Source organism: Streptosporangium sp. NBC_01810 (genome assembly GCF_035917355.1).
GTDB lineage: Bacteria > Actinomycetota > Actinomycetes > Streptosporangiales > Streptosporangiaceae > Streptosporangium.
Genome location: NZ_CP109070.1, coordinates 1076520 through 1092763, shown reverse-complemented (window position 1 = coordinate 1092763; position 16244 = coordinate 1076520). Strand labels below are relative to the sequence as shown.

15 protein-coding genes are annotated in these 16244 nt (G+C 67.1%); 12 read left to right on the top strand and 3 right to left on the bottom strand.

Annotated elements, in window-relative coordinates:
* The first annotated feature begins 321 nt into the window (after positions 1-321).
* The 3 genes from OIE13_RS04980 (at position 322) to OIE13_RS04970 (ending at position 2684) form a co-directional block, all read left to right on the top strand.
* The gene (locus tag OIE13_RS04980; RefSeq protein WP_326642446.1) at positions 322-462 is read left to right on the top strand and encodes a putative ATP-grasp target RiPP; all 141 of its coding nucleotides are present in this window, start codon (positions 322-324) and stop codon (positions 460-462) included.
* Between the two features lie 207 nt (positions 463-669).
* The gene (locus tag OIE13_RS04975) at positions 670-1695 is read left to right on the top strand and encodes an MvdC/MvdD family ATP grasp protein (protein WP_326642448.1); all 1026 of its coding nucleotides are present in this window, start codon (positions 670-672) and stop codon (positions 1693-1695) included.
* Positions 1692-2684, top strand: coding sequence for a TIGR04500 family putative peptide maturation system protein (locus OIE13_RS04970; protein WP_326642450.1), 993 nt, complete (start codon positions 1692-1694; stop codon positions 2682-2684). Before OIE13_RS04975 ends, OIE13_RS04970 begins: the two co-directional genes overlap by 4 nt.
* Positions 2685-2883: 199 nt before the next feature.
* On the opposite strand, the gene OIE13_RS04965 is transcribed toward OIE13_RS04970, so the two are convergent.
* A complete protein-coding gene (locus OIE13_RS04965) occupies positions 2884-3468 on the bottom strand; it encodes an NYN domain-containing protein (protein WP_326829601.1) in 585 nt (194 codons plus the stop codon).
* A 286-nt stretch (positions 3469-3754) separates the two neighbouring features.
* Here OIE13_RS04965 and OIE13_RS04960 point away from each other — a divergent pair, with 286 nt between their 5' ends.
* The 3 genes from OIE13_RS04960 to OIE13_RS04950 are packed head-to-tail and all read left to right on the top strand — an operon-like array spanning position 3755 to position 9104.
* The gene (locus OIE13_RS04960) at positions 3755-5827 is read left to right on the top strand and encodes an N-6 DNA methylase (protein ID WP_326829600.1); all 2073 of its coding nucleotides are present in this window, start codon (positions 3755-3757) and stop codon (positions 5825-5827) included.
* Complete coding sequence (locus OIE13_RS04955; RefSeq protein ID WP_326642456.1) at positions 5824-7836, top strand: type I restriction-modification system subunit M; 2013 nt, start codon at positions 5824-5826, stop codon at positions 7834-7836. The genes OIE13_RS04960 and OIE13_RS04955 overlap by 4 nt, the downstream gene beginning before the upstream one ends.
* On the top strand, positions 7833-9104 hold the full coding sequence (locus OIE13_RS04950; RefSeq protein WP_326642458.1) for a restriction endonuclease subunit S: 1272 nt from the start codon (positions 7833-7835) through the stop codon (positions 9102-9104). The genes OIE13_RS04955 and OIE13_RS04950 overlap by 4 nt, the downstream gene beginning before the upstream one ends.
* Before the next feature lie 72 nt (positions 9105-9176).
* Here the strand turns inward: OIE13_RS04950 and OIE13_RS04945 are convergent, their stop codons facing one another.
* Positions 9177-9638, bottom strand: a complete 462-nt coding sequence (locus OIE13_RS04945; protein WP_326642460.1) for an ATP-binding protein — start codon at positions 9636-9638, stop codon at positions 9177-9179.
* Positions 9639-9770: 132 nt separating this feature from the next.
* Here OIE13_RS04945 and OIE13_RS04940 point away from each other — a divergent pair, with 132 nt between their 5' ends.
* From OIE13_RS04940 to OIE13_RS04920, 5 genes are all read left to right on the top strand, one after another.
* Positions 9771-10544, top strand: coding sequence for a helix-turn-helix domain-containing protein (locus OIE13_RS04940; protein ID WP_326829599.1), 774 nt, complete (start codon positions 9771-9773; stop codon positions 10542-10544).
* The gene (locus tag OIE13_RS04935) at positions 10535-10774 is read left to right on the top strand and encodes a DUF397 domain-containing protein (RefSeq protein WP_326829598.1); all 240 of its coding nucleotides are present in this window, start codon (positions 10535-10537) and stop codon (positions 10772-10774) included. The genes OIE13_RS04940 and OIE13_RS04935 overlap by 10 nt, the downstream gene beginning before the upstream one ends.
* A gap of 250 nt (positions 10775-11024) precedes the next feature.
* Positions 11025-12239, top strand: a complete 1215-nt coding sequence (locus OIE13_RS04930) for an AAA family ATPase (RefSeq protein ID WP_326642465.1) — start codon at positions 11025-11027, stop codon at positions 12237-12239.
* A complete protein-coding gene (locus OIE13_RS04925; protein ID WP_326642467.1) occupies positions 12236-12916 on the top strand; it encodes a hypothetical protein in 681 nt (226 codons plus the stop codon). The genes OIE13_RS04930 and OIE13_RS04925 overlap by 4 nt, the downstream gene beginning before the upstream one ends.
* A 100-nt stretch (positions 12917-13016) precedes the next feature.
* Positions 13017-13301: a hypothetical protein gene (locus OIE13_RS04920; RefSeq protein WP_326829597.1), complete on the top strand. Its 285-nt coding sequence runs from the start codon at positions 13017-13019 to the stop codon at positions 13299-13301.
* A 9-nt stretch (positions 13302-13310) separates the two neighbouring features.
* Here the strand turns inward: OIE13_RS04920 and OIE13_RS04915 are convergent, their stop codons facing one another.
* Entirely contained in the window at positions 13311-13535 is a 225-nt protein-coding gene (locus OIE13_RS04915; protein WP_326829596.1) for a DUF6879 family protein, read from the bottom strand.
* A gap of 160 nt (positions 13536-13695) precedes the next feature.
* Between OIE13_RS04915 and OIE13_RS04910 the strand changes: the two genes are divergently transcribed.
* Entirely contained in the window at positions 13696-16200 is a 2505-nt protein-coding gene (locus tag OIE13_RS04910; protein ID WP_326829595.1) for an ATP-binding protein, read from the top strand.
* The last annotated feature ends 44 nt before the right edge of the window (positions 16201-16244 follow it).

Here is a 16244-nt window from a genome sequence, read left to right as displayed (position 1 = left end):
AGACTGTCGGCACTCTGTTCGCCAAACGGACGCTCACGCGAGTGACAGAAGAGAACACAGTTGTGGTGGGGACGAGTAAGGATCGCCCACCCCGTCCGCCCTCAGGGCGCCGGCTCACTCCGGCGTCAACCCCCCTCCGCACCGGCCCGCCACCGACCCGCCACGGGCCCGTTCACCGTCGTGACCAGCGCGGCCAGTGGTTACCAAGTTATCTTTCAGATGATCACAAGAGCCGGTACCTAGCGTCCTCGACGTAACGGAAAACACCGGGCGCCGCACTCGACAAGGAACGCCGCGCCCGGTCTACGGAGGGGACCGAACATGTCCAAGATCAGTATTGACGACATCCCGTTCGAGGGTGCCGAGCTGTCCGAGGCCGAGCTGGGCGAGGTCGCCGGCGGCCGGATGACCGTCTCCTGGCGCAACAGCAAGGGCCAGGCCAGCGAGTGGTGGGTCAGCTGACGGTCGGCTCGCCGCCCTGGGTGGGATCAGACCCCGCCCGGGGCGGCGCCCTTCCTTTCGGAAAAGCGCCGACCCTCGGAAAAGCGCCGACCCTCGGAAAAGCACCGACCCGGCCGGACCGGGATTCCCGTTCCGCCGCGCCTTCATGACGAGACGAGCCTGATTTCCCGGAGCCAAGGCTCGGGGTCTCCACGCTGGAGATATTCGATGATCCTGATACTGAGCGACCGGAAGGACGACACGGTCGACCTGGTGCTGCCGAAGCTGCGGCGCCGTGGAACGCCGGTCACCTGGTGGGACCCCGGCGACTATCCCTCCCGTGGCACGCTCACCGCCACCTTCACCGGCGACGGGCACCGGTTCACCCTCGACACCGGCACCGAGCGGCTGGATCTGTCGACGGTACGCGCGGTGTGGCGGCGGCGCCCCAAGGCGCCCACCCCGGCCGACGGCGTGACCAACCCCTCCCACCGCCGTCACGTGGTCTGGCAGGCGGAGTTCCTGCTCGACGGCGCCTGGGAGCTGGCGCCGGCCCGGTGGCTGCCCGCGCGCCGGGACACCGAGCGCCGGGCGCACAACAAGATCATTCACCTGGCCCACGCGGCCGCGCTCGGCTTCTCCGTACCGGAGACCGTCTTCACGAACGACCCGGCGGAACTGGTGCCGGCCTACGAGCGCGCCTCGGGACGCCTGATCGCCAAGCAGATCAACTCCGACGAGTTCGACATCGACGGCGTCGACCACCGCACGTACACCACGGTCCTGACCCGCCGCCACCTCACCGCGCGCCACCGTCTCCGTCACGAACCGGTCATCCTGCAGCCGTACGTTCCCAAGGCCGTGGAACTGCGCGTGGTCGTGGTGGGCGAGCGGGTCTTCGCCGCCGCGATCGACTCCCAGGCGTCGCGCACCGCCAGGGACGACTGGCGGCACTACGACGACGACCGGGTGCTCTATTCCGCGCACCGGCTCCCCGGCGACCTGGAGCGCGGATGCGTGGAACTGGTCAGCGGGCTGGGCCTCAACTACGGCGCCATCGACCTCATCCTCACCCCCGAAGGGGAGTACGTGTTTCTGGAGATCAATCCCAACGGGGCCTGGGGTTTCCTGGAGCAGCGCGCGGGGCTGCCCATCAGTGACGCGATCACCGACTGGCTGGTGGCGGCGGACACCAGGACCGACTTCCTGCCCACGACCGAGACCCGGGGTTTTTTCGCTGGAGGTATTCGATGAGTGACCTCGGAACGACGCTCGCCTCCGGGGTGCGGCTGCTGCGCGGCCTGCCTCGCCGCCGCGCACAGGTGCCGCAGGCCCGTCGGACGGCCGCCGCGTGGGCGGCCGACCACCCCGGGCTGAAGGCGGAGCTCGTCGTCGACGAGCGTCCCGGCACCTCGGTGGTCGACTTCGACCTGCTGTTCCAGGACCCGGAAGGCGGGACGATCGCGCTCACCGCGCAGGCCGACGACGGCGTCCCCTGGCTGATCGACCACTCCACGCACTGGGCGGCGGGCCAGCTGGTCAGCGTGGACGGGATACACCTGTCGGTCGCCCAGGCGCTCACCATGATCCGTTCGCTGTCACGCCGCGACGCGACGCCGCACGACGAGATCGTCGACCAGTGCCTGGTCCTGGACGAGATCCAGCACGACGACACGCCTGTCGGCGACGAGGACCTGCAGGCCGCCTCGGAGGAGTTCCGCCGGGGGCGGGGCCTGCACGACCGCGCGACGACGCTGGCCTGGCTGGCCGAGGTGGGGATGACCCTCCAGCAGTTCGACGGCTACATCGGCGGTATCGCCAGGCGCCGGAACTTCCGCCGCCGCAGGGAGGCCGAGCTCGGCCCGGCCTACCTGGCCGCGCACGCCGGGAAGTTCGACCGGGTACGCGCGCTCTGGAGCATCGGGCCGGAGCGGGTCCTCGCGGACCTCGCCGGTGATTCACCGGACGGCCTCCTTCCCGCGCTCGCGGGTCCGGCCGGCGAGGTGGAGACGACGATCGCCGAGCGTTTCGCCTTCGAGCTGCCCGAACCGCTGCGGGACGCCGAGCCAGGAGACGTCGTCGGGCCGACGGCCCATGGCACCGCCTTCCTCGCCGGGGTCGTCCTGGGGCGTACGGCCTCGTCGGCGGACGAGCGGACCCTGGCCGCGGCCGGGCGGGTGGCGTTCACCGAGTGGCTGGCCGAGCGCCGCGCCGCGGCCTCGATCGAGTGGCACTGGCCGTGAACGACAGGGTTCCCACGGCCGCCGGTTAGCGGGGCCGCCCGTACTGAAAGCACCGGGCGTCGCGCGAAACGTTCTTGAGCACCGGTCCAGTTTGCCGTGATTGGACCATGACGCGAACATGCTCCGCTTCCTATGGTGAAAGTATGAACGCCAGACCCGACGCGGGCACCGTCCCCATTCCCGACCCTCCGCACAAAGGTCAGGCCACCTGTGCGGCCGACGGTTCCAGCGTGATGACAGCCGGCGGTTCCAGCGTGATGACGGCGGGCGGTTCCAGCGTGATGACGGCGGGCGGTTCCAGCGTGATGACGGCGGGCACCTCGGCGCGCAGACGGCGGCTGAGCGAATCGCGCTGGGAGACGACCGTGACGTGCACACCACAGTCGACGAGCCAGGCGGCCAGGTCGGCGAAGTAACCGTCCCCCGAGCCGATCACGACCCGGTCGAACCGCTGGTCCATCCGGTCGCCCCGGGCGGCCTCGGCCAGGGCCTGGTCGGCGCCGTCGGGGCCGGAGCGGGCCAGTAACTGCACACCGTGAAAGGCGATCCCGACCGCGACGAGCGCGCCGTGGTTGACCGCGACGACGAACTGGTCCATCGGGCCGATCGGGACGGTCCGCCGGTAGCGGGCCATGACCTCGGCGACCTCGGAGGTGGTGGGGCGACTGGCCCCTGTCAGGTTCTCGATGTCCAGCAGGTGCACGGCCCGCCCGGAGCGAAGGCGCCTCCTGCCGCGTGACGTGGGGGCCTGGAACTGATCGATGCGCGTGGTGGGGGTGATCACGTGTCATCGGTTCCTTCCGTGATGATGATGCTTAGTGTCCAATTAAATTCAGTAAAACACGTGTTGATGGAATCGACCAACAATTTTGGGGACGTTGCATGCAGGCGACGCGCTCGGGTACGGTCCGATCGACAGCGGACGGAGGAGCGGTGGACAGGGACGCCCAGGTGACCGCGGCGGACACGGAGGAACCGATGGACAGGGACGCCCGGACGACCGCGGCGGGCATGACGAGGCGCCCATGGGCAGAGACGCCCAGGTGACCACGGCGGACACGGAGGAACCGATGGACAGGGACGTCCAGGTGACCGCGGCGGACATCGCCCGGCTGGGCGATGTGGGCCGCGCCGCGGTGAGCAACTGGCGGCGCAGGCACGATGACTTCCCCCAGCCCGTCGGCGGCACCGCGACCAGCCCCGCCTTCTCCCTCGGCGAGATCAAGGAGTGGCTGCTCGGCCACAGCGACGGTAAGCCGCTCCCGGCGCGCGAGTGGCTCTGGCAGGACCTGCGCGCGGGCGTGCCCGAGGAGGAACTCGCCGACCTGATCGCCGACCTCGGCGCCTTCCTGGTCTACCTCGATCGGGAGGACGACGACTGGGCGGCACTCTCCGCCACCGACGACGCGGCCGTGGCGGCCGTGCTCCCCGAACGGGTCCTGGCCGCGTGCGCCGCGCCGATGCAGAACCCGCCGCCGCCGAAGTGCCTCATCCGGGACCGGCTGCCGCTGCTGCGCCGGGTGGCCGCTCTCGCCACCGAGGACGGCGCGAAGGAGACCTTCACCTTCCTGCGCGAACGCTACTTCGAACTGCACAGCAAGCGGATGTACGCCACCCCCGAACCGGTCGCCCGGCTCATGGCGGAGCTCTGCGGCCCCTCCCCCGAGATCGTCCTCGACCCGGCCTGCGGCTCGGGAGCCCTGCTGAAAGCGCTGCGCGACCGCCCCGGCAACCAGGTCCGCCATCTCCTCGGCCAGGACGCCGACGAGGCGACCACCCGGCTGACCGCCGCGCATCTCGCGCTGCACGCCGCCACCGTGCGCGTCTCGCACGGCGACTCACTCCGCCAGAACGCGTTCCCCGGCACGCGGGTGGACGCGGTCGTGTGCAACCCGCCGTTCAACGACCGCGCCTGGGGATACGAGGAGCTGACCGCCGACCCCCGCTGGGAGTACGGCCTGCCACCCCGGATGGAGTCAGAACTCGCCTGGATCCAGCATGCCCTCTTCCAGCTGAAACCCGGCGGCACAGCCGTCGTACTCATGCCACCCGCCGTCGCCGGCCGCAGATCCGGCCGCCGCATCCGCGCCCAGCTGATCCGCCGGGGAGCGCTCAAAGCGGTGATCACACTCCCGCTCGGGAGCATCCCCAACATGGCGGTCGCCCTGGCCCTGTGGGTGCTGCGCAGACCTGCGGACTCCCAGACACCCGATCACGTCCTGATGGTCGACACCTCCGACCGTCCGGAGGACTTCGCGCGGGTCGCCGCGGCTGCCTGGGCGCGCTTCGAGGCCGGTGCGGGCGCCGACGAGCCGGGCGTGAGCCGGGCCGTCCCCTCCATCGAACTGCTCGACGACGACGTCGACCTCACCCCCGCCCGGTATCTCGCGCCACCGTCTGCGGACCTGTCGCCCGAGCGCGTCACCGGGCAGCGGAACCGAGTAGCCGACTTCCTCCGCCTCGCCGCGGAGCTGGTGCCGACCGTCGAGTCGGCTCCGGAGCCGAAGGACCTCCCGATGGTCCCGCTCGCCGAACTCCTGCGGCGCGGCATGCTGACGATCCACCACCAGAGCCCGGTGAGACCCGGCGAGCCGTCCGAGGTCGCGGACGGGCTGACCGTCCTCACCGCCGAGGACGTCGTCGACGGCACCCCGCCGACCGCGACCACGCCGGACGTAGCCGTACAGCACGAGATCATCGTGCGGCCCGGTGACGTGCTGGTGCCCAACATCGCGCGGCGCCCGGTGGCGCGGGTCGCCGGGGAGGGCGGCCCCGTCCTCGGCCTCCGCCTCTCCCTGCTCCGCCCCGACCCGGCCCTGCTCGACCCCCACTTCGTGGCGGGCTTCCTGAGCGGCTCGGTCAACCTGCGCAACTACGTCACCGTGGGCAGCCGCGCCCAGGTGGACGTACGCCGCGCGGAACTCCCGCCCCTGCCGATCGAGGAGCAGCGCGGGTACGGCGAGACGTTCCGGAAACTGGCGGAATTCGAGGCTTCGCTGCGCCGGGTCGCCACCCTCGGCGAGGATCTGATCCAGCTGATATCCGACGGCCTGACCCACGGCGCCGTCCGGCCGTCCACCGAGGACATCAAGAACACCGAGCACACTGAGAACACCGAGAACGACGTGAAGGAAAAACCTTGAGCGGTAACCACCAGAGGTACGCGGACTTCATCTGGTCGGTGGCCGACCTGCTGCGCGGCGACTACCGGCAGTCGGAGTACGGCAAGGTCATCCTGCCCCTCACCGTGCTGCGGCGGCTCGACTGCGTGCTGGAGCCCACCAAGGAGGCGGTGCTCGCCGAGGCGAAACAGCTGAAGGGCCAGTTGCTGCCGCCCCGGCTGGTCGAGCTCAAGTTGCGGAACGCCTCCGGCGCGAGCTTCTACAACACCAGCCCGCTCGACTTCGGGACCCTGGGCAAGGATTCCGAGAACGTCGCCCGCAACCTGCGCTCCTACATCGGCGCGTTCTCCCCGGGCGCGGTCGAGGTGCTGGAGAAGTACCGCTTCGACGACCAGATCACCCGGCTGGAGGAGGCCGGGCTGCTCTACCTGGTGACCTCGAAGTTCGCCGAGATCGACCTGCATCCGGACGTGGTCGACAACCACCAGATGGGCTACGTCTTCGAGGAGCTGATCCGGAAGTTCTCCGAGATCTCCAACGAGACCGCCGGTGAGCACTTCACCCCGCGCGAGGTCATCAGGCTGATGGTCAACCTGCTGATGGCGCCGGACGACAAGGACGTGATGACGCCCAACATCGTCCGTACGATCTATGACCCGGCCTGCGGCACCGGCGGCATGCTCTCGGCCGCCGAGGAGCACATCACCCGCTACAACACCAAGGCCACGGTCAAGGTCTCCGGCCAGGAGCTCAACCCCGAGTCGTGGGCGATCTGCCGCTCGGACATGATGCTCAAGGGCCAGGACCCCACGAAGATCGCCTTCGGTAACTCCTTCACCCAGGACGGCCATCCCGAGGGGCGGTTCGACTACCTGCTGGCCAACCCGCCGTTCGGCGTGGAGTGGAAGAAGGTCCAGAAGCAGGTGCAGGACGAGGCCGACCAGCTCGGCTGGGCCGGCCGGTTCGGCGCGGGCACCCCCCGGATCAACGACGGGTCGTTCCTCTTCCTCCAGCACATGATCTCCAAGATGAAGCCCGTCGACCAGGGCGGCTCCCGCATCGCGATCGTCTTCAACGGCTCCCCGCTCTTCACCGGCGCCGCCGGTTCCGGCGAGTCGGAGATCCGCCGCTGGATCCTGGAGAACGACTGGCTGGAGGCGATCGTCGCCCTGCCCGACCAGCTCTTCTACAACACCGGGATCTCCACCTACTTCTGGATCCTGTCCAACCGCAAGGCGCCCGCGTTGAAGGACAAGGTGATCCTGCTGGACGCCCGGGATCGCTGGGCCAAGATGCGCAAGTCCCTCGGCGACAAGCGCAAGCTCATCCCCGACGACCGGATCGCCGAGATCACCGACCTCTACCGCGAGGTCCTTTCCCTGACCGACGGCCAGGAGCCGAACCCCAAGGTCAAGGTCTTCCCGCGGCACGCGTTCGGCTACCAGCGGATCACCGTCGAGCGCCCGCTCCGGCAGCGGTTCGAGGTGACCGCCGAGACCGCCGACACGGTGGCCGAGGCCAAGGCGGTGGCCAAGTTCGAGCAGCGCGACGCGCTGCTGGCGGCGCTGCGATCCCTGGCCGGTACGGGGTGCGGCACCAAGCTGGAGTTCGCCGGAAAGCTGGACGCGGCCATGGCGGAGCACGGGCTGAGCAAGCTGCCCGCCCCGGTGGAGAAGGCGATCTGGGCCGAGGTGTCGACCGGCGACCCCGAGGGCGAGCTACAGACCGACCGGAAGAACAACCCGCTGCCCGATCCCGACCTGCGCGACAACGAGAACGTGCCGCTGACCTCGATGCACTCCACCCCGGCGGAGCTGGAGGCCGAGATCGAGGAGTACATGAGGCGCGAGGTCCTCCCGCATGTCCCGGAGGCGTGGGTGGACCACTCCAAGACGAAGGTCGGCTTCGAGATCCCGTTCACCCGGCACTTCTACGTGTACACACCACCTCGGCCGCTGGAAGAGATCGACGCGGAACTCAAGGCGTTGGAGGCCGAGATCCAGAAGCTCCTGGGCGAGGTGACTGGATGAACTGGCAAAGAGTGCAGCTTAAGCGCATTGCCCATCTCACCTCCGGGGGAACTCCCGATGTTAGCGATGCAGATAACTGGGTGGAATCAGATACTCATGGTTACGCCTGGGTAGCAATAGGTGATATGTCAAACCGCTCAGTAGTTGAATCCACAAGTCGTCGCATATCAAGTCAAGGAATGCGCAATGCCCGACTAAAATTAGCTCCTCCCGGAACCCTCCTATTCAGCATGTATGCAAGCTTGGGGCATACAGCAATTCTCGGAGAGCCTGGATGTTGGAACCAGGCAATCTTAGGGATTACTCCAGCCCTTGGAGTGGACCCAAGATTTCTCAACTACTCCCTTGTGAGTCTACGTCCAACGCTACTTTCCATGGCGCGAAGCACCACTCAAAACAACCTTAATGCCGAGCAGGTGGGAAATCTTTCTCTACTTCTTCCCAGTTTCGAAGAACAGCGGAACATCGCTGACTTCCTAGACACCGAAACGTCTCGAATCGATCAATTCATCTCCGCCCACAGGCGCCAGATTCACCTCATCGAGGAACGAGAGCTTTCCAGTATTTATGACGCGCTACGCGGAGCCGACGAACCAGGTGAACGAAAAACAAGTGGCCTTGATTGGTTGAGAGAGATCCCAGCCTCGTGGCCGGTCGCCTCCGTTTCCAGTCAGTTCGACATTCAGCTGGGGAAGATGCTCAACGAGGAGCGCACCAGAGGTACGAATCTAAAACCCTACCTACGCGTTCTCAACGTTCAGTGGGATGACATTGATGTCGAAGACCTCGCCCAGATGAACTTTCCTCGCAGCGAGCGTAAGCGCTACGAGGTTCTCCCCGGCGATCTCCTTATCTGCGAGGGTGGAAGTTACCCAGGGCGAGCCGCCATCTGGGAAGGACAAATCCCAGAGATCTACTACCAAAAGGCTCTACATAGAGCCAGATCTCGCGGGCGCAGTTCGGTGCGCTGGTTGTACTACTGCCTCCGTGTCGCTCGGGCCATGAGCGTCTTCGAGGTCGAAGGCAACAGCACGACAATGACCCACCTCACCGGCGAGCAACTCGCCGTTCATCGATTCCCTTTCCCTGAGCGGGAAGTCCAGGACCGCCTTATTCGTAATCTAGATGAAGCCACCAAGAGGAACCGACTCCTGAGAGCAGCATTAGAGAAGCAATTGGAAGTCCTTACCGAGCGACGGCAGGCACTGATCACGATGGCGGTGACCGGGCGGATTGATATGGCGACGGCACAACAGGTCAAGGTGTGAGTGACAGCTCTGCCGGCCAGTGCCGCCGGTGGCCGTAGCGGATGAGAGCGGCGGGTTTGTTCTTCTCGACCTCTACGGCCATGCCACCAGTTGGAACCAGACGGATTTGCCGTAAGGGTTCAGGGTCCAACCCCAGTTGTGGGAGAGGTCCTGGACAATGGCGAGGCCACGGCCGGAGGTTTCCAGGTCGTCGGGCTGTTTCATCCGTGGGATCTCGATGCAGGAGTCGTAGACGTCCACGGTCAGCAGGTCCTTCTCCCCGCTGACCGTGATGCGGATCGGGCTCGCATCGGAGACGTCCGCCGAGCCGTACGCGATGGCGTTGGTGACGAGTTCCGAGGCCAGGAGTTCGGCGATTTCCGGGACGTCTTCCGCCGCGTTCCAGTCGGCTGCCAGGTCACGCACGAATCGGCGGGCCGAGGCGACGTTTCTGGGATCACGAGGTATCCACTTTTCCCCCAATGGGGAGAATGCCGGATTCATCGTATAGCGGCATTCGGTCAGTGCCGCACTCGCCTTGATGGCCTCTTCCATGATTTTTCTTCCTGTCTCGGATTTTGTATGTTCAGATTGCCGAGACATCACTACGCTTGGTAGCGGAACGATTACGAAGGGCACGCATTGGAGTTCACAAGGCTTTTGTTGAACTCCGGTTAGGAGGGCACTGTGGCCGACCTCTACACGCCTCAGGCAATATGGGGCAGGGAGCTGCGTTACTACCGGAAGGCAGCCGGCCTCACCCAGGGAGAGCTCGCCGAGAAGATCCACTTCAGCGAGTCCCTGATCAGCGGGGTGGAGACGGGGCACCTCCCGGCCAGCCCGGAATTCGCCGAGGCGTGCGACTTCGCCCTCAACACGGGCGGCGCCCTCCTCCGACTCCTCGACTGGAGAAAGGGCCAGGTCTTCCCCTCCTGGTTCGGAAAGTGGCGGGACAAGGAAAGCGCCGCCGTCACGCTCCGGACATACGAGCCGCTGATGGTCCCCGGCCTGCTCCAGACCGAGGCATACGCACACGCTCTGCTGGGCGACAACGAAGCCGTCACAGCCCGCCTGGAGCGTCAGAACATTCTGACCCGCGAGAAGCCACCGACCCTCCGCTGCGTAATCAGCGAAACGGTCCTGAACCTGCTGGTGGGAGGCCCGGATGTCATGCGCGAGCAACTGGAACACCTCGTCGCGATCACCGGCCCTCAACTCAGCGTTCAGGTCGTTCCCTCCGGTTACGTCCGCTCCGGCCTGCTGGCGGGATTCGCGATCGCGACCCTGGAAGACGGTAGCGAGGTAGCGTATTTGGAAACGGCCATTCGCGGATTGACGACCGGCGATCGGGACGACATCACAATGACCGTCCAGCGGTTCGAGGCCATTCGCATCGAGGCCCTGCCGCTGAACATGTCGACGGACCTTATTAAGCGAACAACGGAGGAAAAATGGACCTGAGCAAGGCACGGTGGCGCAAGTCAAGCCTCAGCGGCAACAACGGTGGAAACTGCGTCGAGGTCGCGGAGCTCGAAAACCTCACCGAAGGCCCAGCCCACAAGACCGGACACCCCCACCTGATCACCGTACGCGACTCCAAAGACCCCCACGGCCCCAACCTCTTCTTCACCCCCACCGAGTGGACCACCTTCATCAACGGCATCAAGGCCGACGACTTCGACCTCGGCTGAACGACCTCCCCTACCGGCCGCCCGACCACGCACCAGGGCGGCCGGTAGGTGCTCTCCGACCTCGTGCCCTGCCGTCCATGGGGATCGCCTGCCGGATGATTGACTGCTCGCGTCGTGGTCCGAGGCACCGACCACCCGGCAGGGTTCTCGGTGATCTCGCCGGATCGGTGCCATGAGAACAGGAAAGATGGCTCGGGAAGCGGCTCGCCGGACGACTCTCGTCGGCGCCGGGCAGGAAGAGGTGGGGTTGATGGCTGGGCGGTTGGTAGAGCTGGAAGTGGAGAACTTCCGCAGCCTGCGGAAGGTGTCGCTGCCGCTGGGACCGGTCAACGTGCTGGTCGGGCCCAACGGCGCGGGCAAGACGAACGTGCTACGGGTGTTCGACTTCCTGGCCGACATCGTCCGGACCGACCTGGGACCGGCGCTTGAGGACCGGGGCGGCTTTGACGAGCTGGTGTTCCGGGGCGGCGAACTGAGGCCGAATCACATCCAGATCGGCTTGAAGGGACACTGGTCCGTCCCCGAGACATCCGGGTGCCCGCTTGATGTGTACCGCTTGAAGATCAACGGTAGTCCTCCGGCACGGGAGGAGATCTTTCACCTCAGCCGGGCCGGCGGCTGGCGGAACCGGATCGAAGTGTCGGGTGAGCGAGCCGCGAGTTCACAGTACGGGGCCGACGAGGTGATCTCGGATGACGAGTCCGAGCGGCGCACCGCGGTGATGGAGGTCGGAATCCAGCCGTTCAGCACCGGCCTGTCCACTCTGCCCCGGCTGTCGGAGAATTTCGGCGGCCGAGAGGTGGTGGCCCTGGCCGATTTCCTCACCACCTTCCGCGTCTTCGACGTCGACGTGCACCGCGCGCGCCTGCCGTCGCGTGTTCCTCGGAGCGGATATGAGGCGATCGCGGATGACGCCTCCAACCTGGCGAGGTTCCTGCTGACTCTGCGGGATACCGACGAAGAGGCGTGGGAGCGGCTCCAGGCCGACGCGGTGGAGGTTCTCCCCCAACTCGAAGCGCTCGACTTCGACTACCGGTCCGGGGGCGCTCATTCCGTCGTCGTGGTCCTCAGGGAACGTGGGCTGCGCGAACCCACCTCGCTGCTCGACGCCTCCTACGGCACGATCCGCCTGCTGGGTCTTCTCGCGATGCTCTACGATCCCAGCCCGCCCGCGCTCACCTGCGTCGAAGAGATCGATCACGGCCTGCACCCGCAGGCATTGGAGATCCTCGTCGAGCGGGTCCGGGAGGCGAGCGACAGAACACAGTTCATCATCGCCACACATTCGCCGGCCCTCGCCGACCGGCTCAAGCCAGAGGAACTCATCGTGTGCGAGCGTGCGGAGGACGGTTCCTCCGTCATCCCGGCGGTTTCGACCGCCCAGGTTGAGAAAATCGTGCGAGCCAGCGAGGGGATGCCCCTGGGAGAGCTGTGGTTCTCCGGTGCGCTGGGGGGCGATCTGTGAGCAGGCGCGGGGGAACCCGCATCCGGCCGACCAGGAAGCCGATCGTGGTCGTCGCCGGTGAGGATCGGAACGACCGGCTCAGCCTCCGGATCCTCTTGGAGGAGTTCTGCCCGGAGATGCGCGGACGGATCGTGGAGATCGGCGATCCGGTGCGACTGCACCAGGCCACCGGTGCGAACCTCGCCGCCCGCGCGGAGACCCTCGCGCGCAAGGTCCGCGCGAGAGCCGTACGCGATGACACGACGGTGGCGTGCGTGTTCGTTCACGAGGATCTCGACGCGGTCGACGACGAGCGGTATCCGGCCATTCGCCTGCGGGTGGAGAAGGCATTGGAGGCAGCACTGGGTACGGCGCACTATGCCCTGGCTGTGGCAGAGATCGAGTCCTGGCTACTGCTGTTTCCTGACGCACTCACTGCCGTATGCGGCTCGTGGTCGGTGCCCGCCCGCCATCGTGGCAGGGACACCGGACGGCTGGCCGATCCCAAGCGGGTGCTCATGCGAGAGGTCAGCGGCTCAGGCCGCCGCTATCGGGAGGCCGACGCACCGGAGGTTCTCGGCCAGGCCGCGATGATGGGCTTGGCGACGAACCCCGCAGGCCGAAACCGCTCCTACGAACAGTTCCGAGAAGACGCCGCCCGTTGTTGTGCCGATCACGTGGGTCCCACCTCAAGGTGATCCCTCACACATGAGCATTGACCGCCGGGGCAAAGTATTGGAAGAGCTGGCGCGAGCGATACATGGGGTGGAGATCCCTGGCTCGTCGTCAATCAGGAAGGTGTCCGTCGAGCCATACCTGGACGCGGACGGGGAGTCGGCGCTCAAGGCTCTGATCGTTGTCGAGGGGGCGTACGAAGGCGGCTGGCCCGCCGAGTTGACGCACTCGCTTCGCAGGCAGGTGAACCAGCTCGCGGCCGAGAAGGGTCTGAACGAGTACGTCTACGTCACGCTCTTCACCGAACAGGAGTTCAAGGATCGGGAGAGCACCGACGACCTGGCGGAAAGCGACAGCACGACCGACATCGACCGTGCTCTCAGCGAAGACCGGCAGGACAGACAGTGAGGCGAGATTTCATACGCCCGCGAGGAAATCCTCGAACGGAACAGCCGCCGTCCGAAGCCCGATCGCCTTCTTCTCCAGCGAGGAGATGACGACGGGATCGTGCGTCATCCAACCACCGGATTGGAGACCGATCTCACCATAATCATGGATCAATGCCGCATGCCGGTCGAATAATAAGAAGTCAAATTGGGATGTCAATGATGAATTCGCAAAAGATCCGTCTTGAAATGGCATGGTCGGAACCGGCCAGGTCTCCGCTTGCCAGAGGCTTTGCTTTTTTCTGAAAATCAGTCGTTACTATGATAAATTTGGAAAATAGTTCATCCGCTGTCGGCAGCGCGAAGAACATCTGTCCGGCGCCGTGCCTCTGTTGTGACAGTTGGGGGGCAAGAGGATGGCGAGGAACGAAACCTGGGGCGCCGATTCCGAGGAGAACCAGCGGCTGCGTACTCTCGCGCTCACCTCCGTCGGCCTCGGCGAGATCGAGGTGCTGAAGTACGCGCTGGACCAGGCGGTCGCCGAACTGCATGGGTTGAGCGGGATGGTGCACTGGTCCGGAGCGCGGGTCGACCGCGGGGGACCGCGCCTGCTGGTGGCCTCCGGGCTGCCTCCCGCCCAGTTGCAGACGTGGGGGGAGGCGATCCGGGACGTCGTCGTCCGGGCGCTGCGCGACGGAGCGCCCGTGTGCACGTCCGTCGCCCCAGGCGCCGGGCGCGAGAGCGCCAAGGAGACGGCCGCGGCCATACCGCCCACCGCGACCCTGACGGCCGTGCCGCTGCGCGTCCGCGACGCGCCGGTCGGCGTACTGTCCGTACTCTCCTGCGGGCCCGCCAAGCTCACCGGCCGCCAGCGGGCGTTCCTGCGATCACTGGCCGACTGGCTGGCCCAGCGGCTGGCCGGATCCGGCACCGACTCAGACGGTGGATACCCGCGGCGGCAGGACCTCTCCACCGGCTCTCATCTCCGGCAGGCGCTGAAGGCGACCAGGATCGGATCTTGGGACTGGAACATCCTGACCGGCGAACTGCGCTGGGACGAGGCCGGCCTAACCGTGATGGGGATCGATGTGGACAGCGGCCCCCACACCATTGACTACTGGGTCAACCTCATCCACCCAGATGACTATCCCCGGGTGATGACCGCAACCGAGGAGGCCGTCCGCACCAGGGGACTGTTCGAGGCCGAGTATCGTGCCCGCCGCCCGGACGGAACCACGGGCTGGGTGCAGGAACGCGGCCGGGTGGTGCTGGATGCGGCCGGCGAGCCGACACACATGATCGGCACGGTCTGGGACACCACGGAGAGCCGTATCGCCCGCGAGTCGGTCAGCCGCGCGCTGCGCTACATGAGCGACGCCTTCCTCGCGGTGGACCGCGACTGGCGGATCACCTTCGTCAACCTCGACGCCGAGCGCCTCCTGGGGGTCACCGACCCCTACGGTCAGGTGCTGTGGGACCTGCCGACAGGAAAGTCGCCCGACCTGCGGGCGGCGTGCCACCGGGCCGCCGCCGGGCGGGAGCCCGCCACTCTCGACATGCGGTGGCCGACCGACGGTCGCTGGTACCGCGTGCGACTGGTGCCGGTGCCCGACGGCCTGACCCTCTATCTCGCCGACGTCACCGACAAGCGCCTGCGCGACGCCGAGCGCGAGGCCGCCGAGCAGGCCGCCGCCGAGCGGACCGCCTGGGTCCAGGAGCTGACCCGAGCCCTCGGCGACGCCGTGACCGCCCGTGACCTGGTGCGGGTCATCGCCGAGCGGGTGCTGCCGCCGTTCGGCGCGGCGGGACTGATCATGCTGACCGTCGACCACGGTCGCCTGCACGTGGCCGGAGCCTTCAACCACGCCGCGGACATCCTTGACCGGCTGGAGGACCAGGTGCCCGTGGAGCCGTCCCCCCTCTCCGACGCCCTGCGATCGCGTGCCCCGGTCTTCATCACCTCCAGGGCCGAGCACCACAAGCGCTATCCGAACTTCGCCCGCTGGATGGCCCGCAGGAGCGTCGACGACTCGGAGAAGAACGCCTGGGCGATTCTGCCGCTGCTCGTGCCCGGCCAGTACCGGGGGTGCTGCGTGATCTCCTTCGACCAGCCCCACCGCTTCCCTGGCGAGGAGCGTACGCTGCTCACGGCGCTCAGCGGGCTGATCTCCCAGGCCCTGGTGCGGGCCCGCCTCTACGAGGTGGAGCACACCCGCGTCCAGGAGCTGCAACACCTGCAGGCGGGGCTGCGGGAGTCCCTCGAACGGCAGCGGTGCTTCACCGCCGACGCCTCCCACGAGTTGCGCACCCCGCTGGCCGGACTGCGGGCCCAGCTGGAGGAGGCGCAACTCCACCCCGAGGAGACCGACCTCGGCGACCTGCTCGAACACACCTTGGGCGATGTGGACCGGCTGCAGGCCATCACCACCGACCTCCTCCAGCTGGCCAGGCAAGGGGCCGACCAGGCCGCCGCGCTGGAGAACGTCGACCTGGCACGGCTGATCGAGACCGAGGTGCCCCGCCGCGCGCACGATCTGCACCCGATGCGGCTCCGGCTCGAACCCGGCGTGGTAGTCGACGCCGTCCCCGGGCAGATCGGCCGGATACTGACCAACCTGCTCGACAACGCCCAGCGTCACGCGGTACGCCGCGTCGAGGTCGGGCTGCGCCGCAGCGGTGACAGCGCCGAGCTCACCGTCACCGACGACGGCCCGGGAGTCCCAGCGTCAGAACGCGAGAACATCTTCCAGCGCTTCGCCCGGCTGGACACCGCCCGCAGCCGCGACACAGGAGGCACCGGCCTCGGCCTGGCCATCGCCCGCGACATCGCCCACTCCCACCACGGGACCCTGCACGTAGAAGCCCCGCCCACCCGCGGCGCGCGCTTCATCCTCCGCCTCCCGCTCACGAATCAGGGGTGAGGAGACCGCAGTCGTACGATCTTCAGCGCACGGTGGCCCCATAT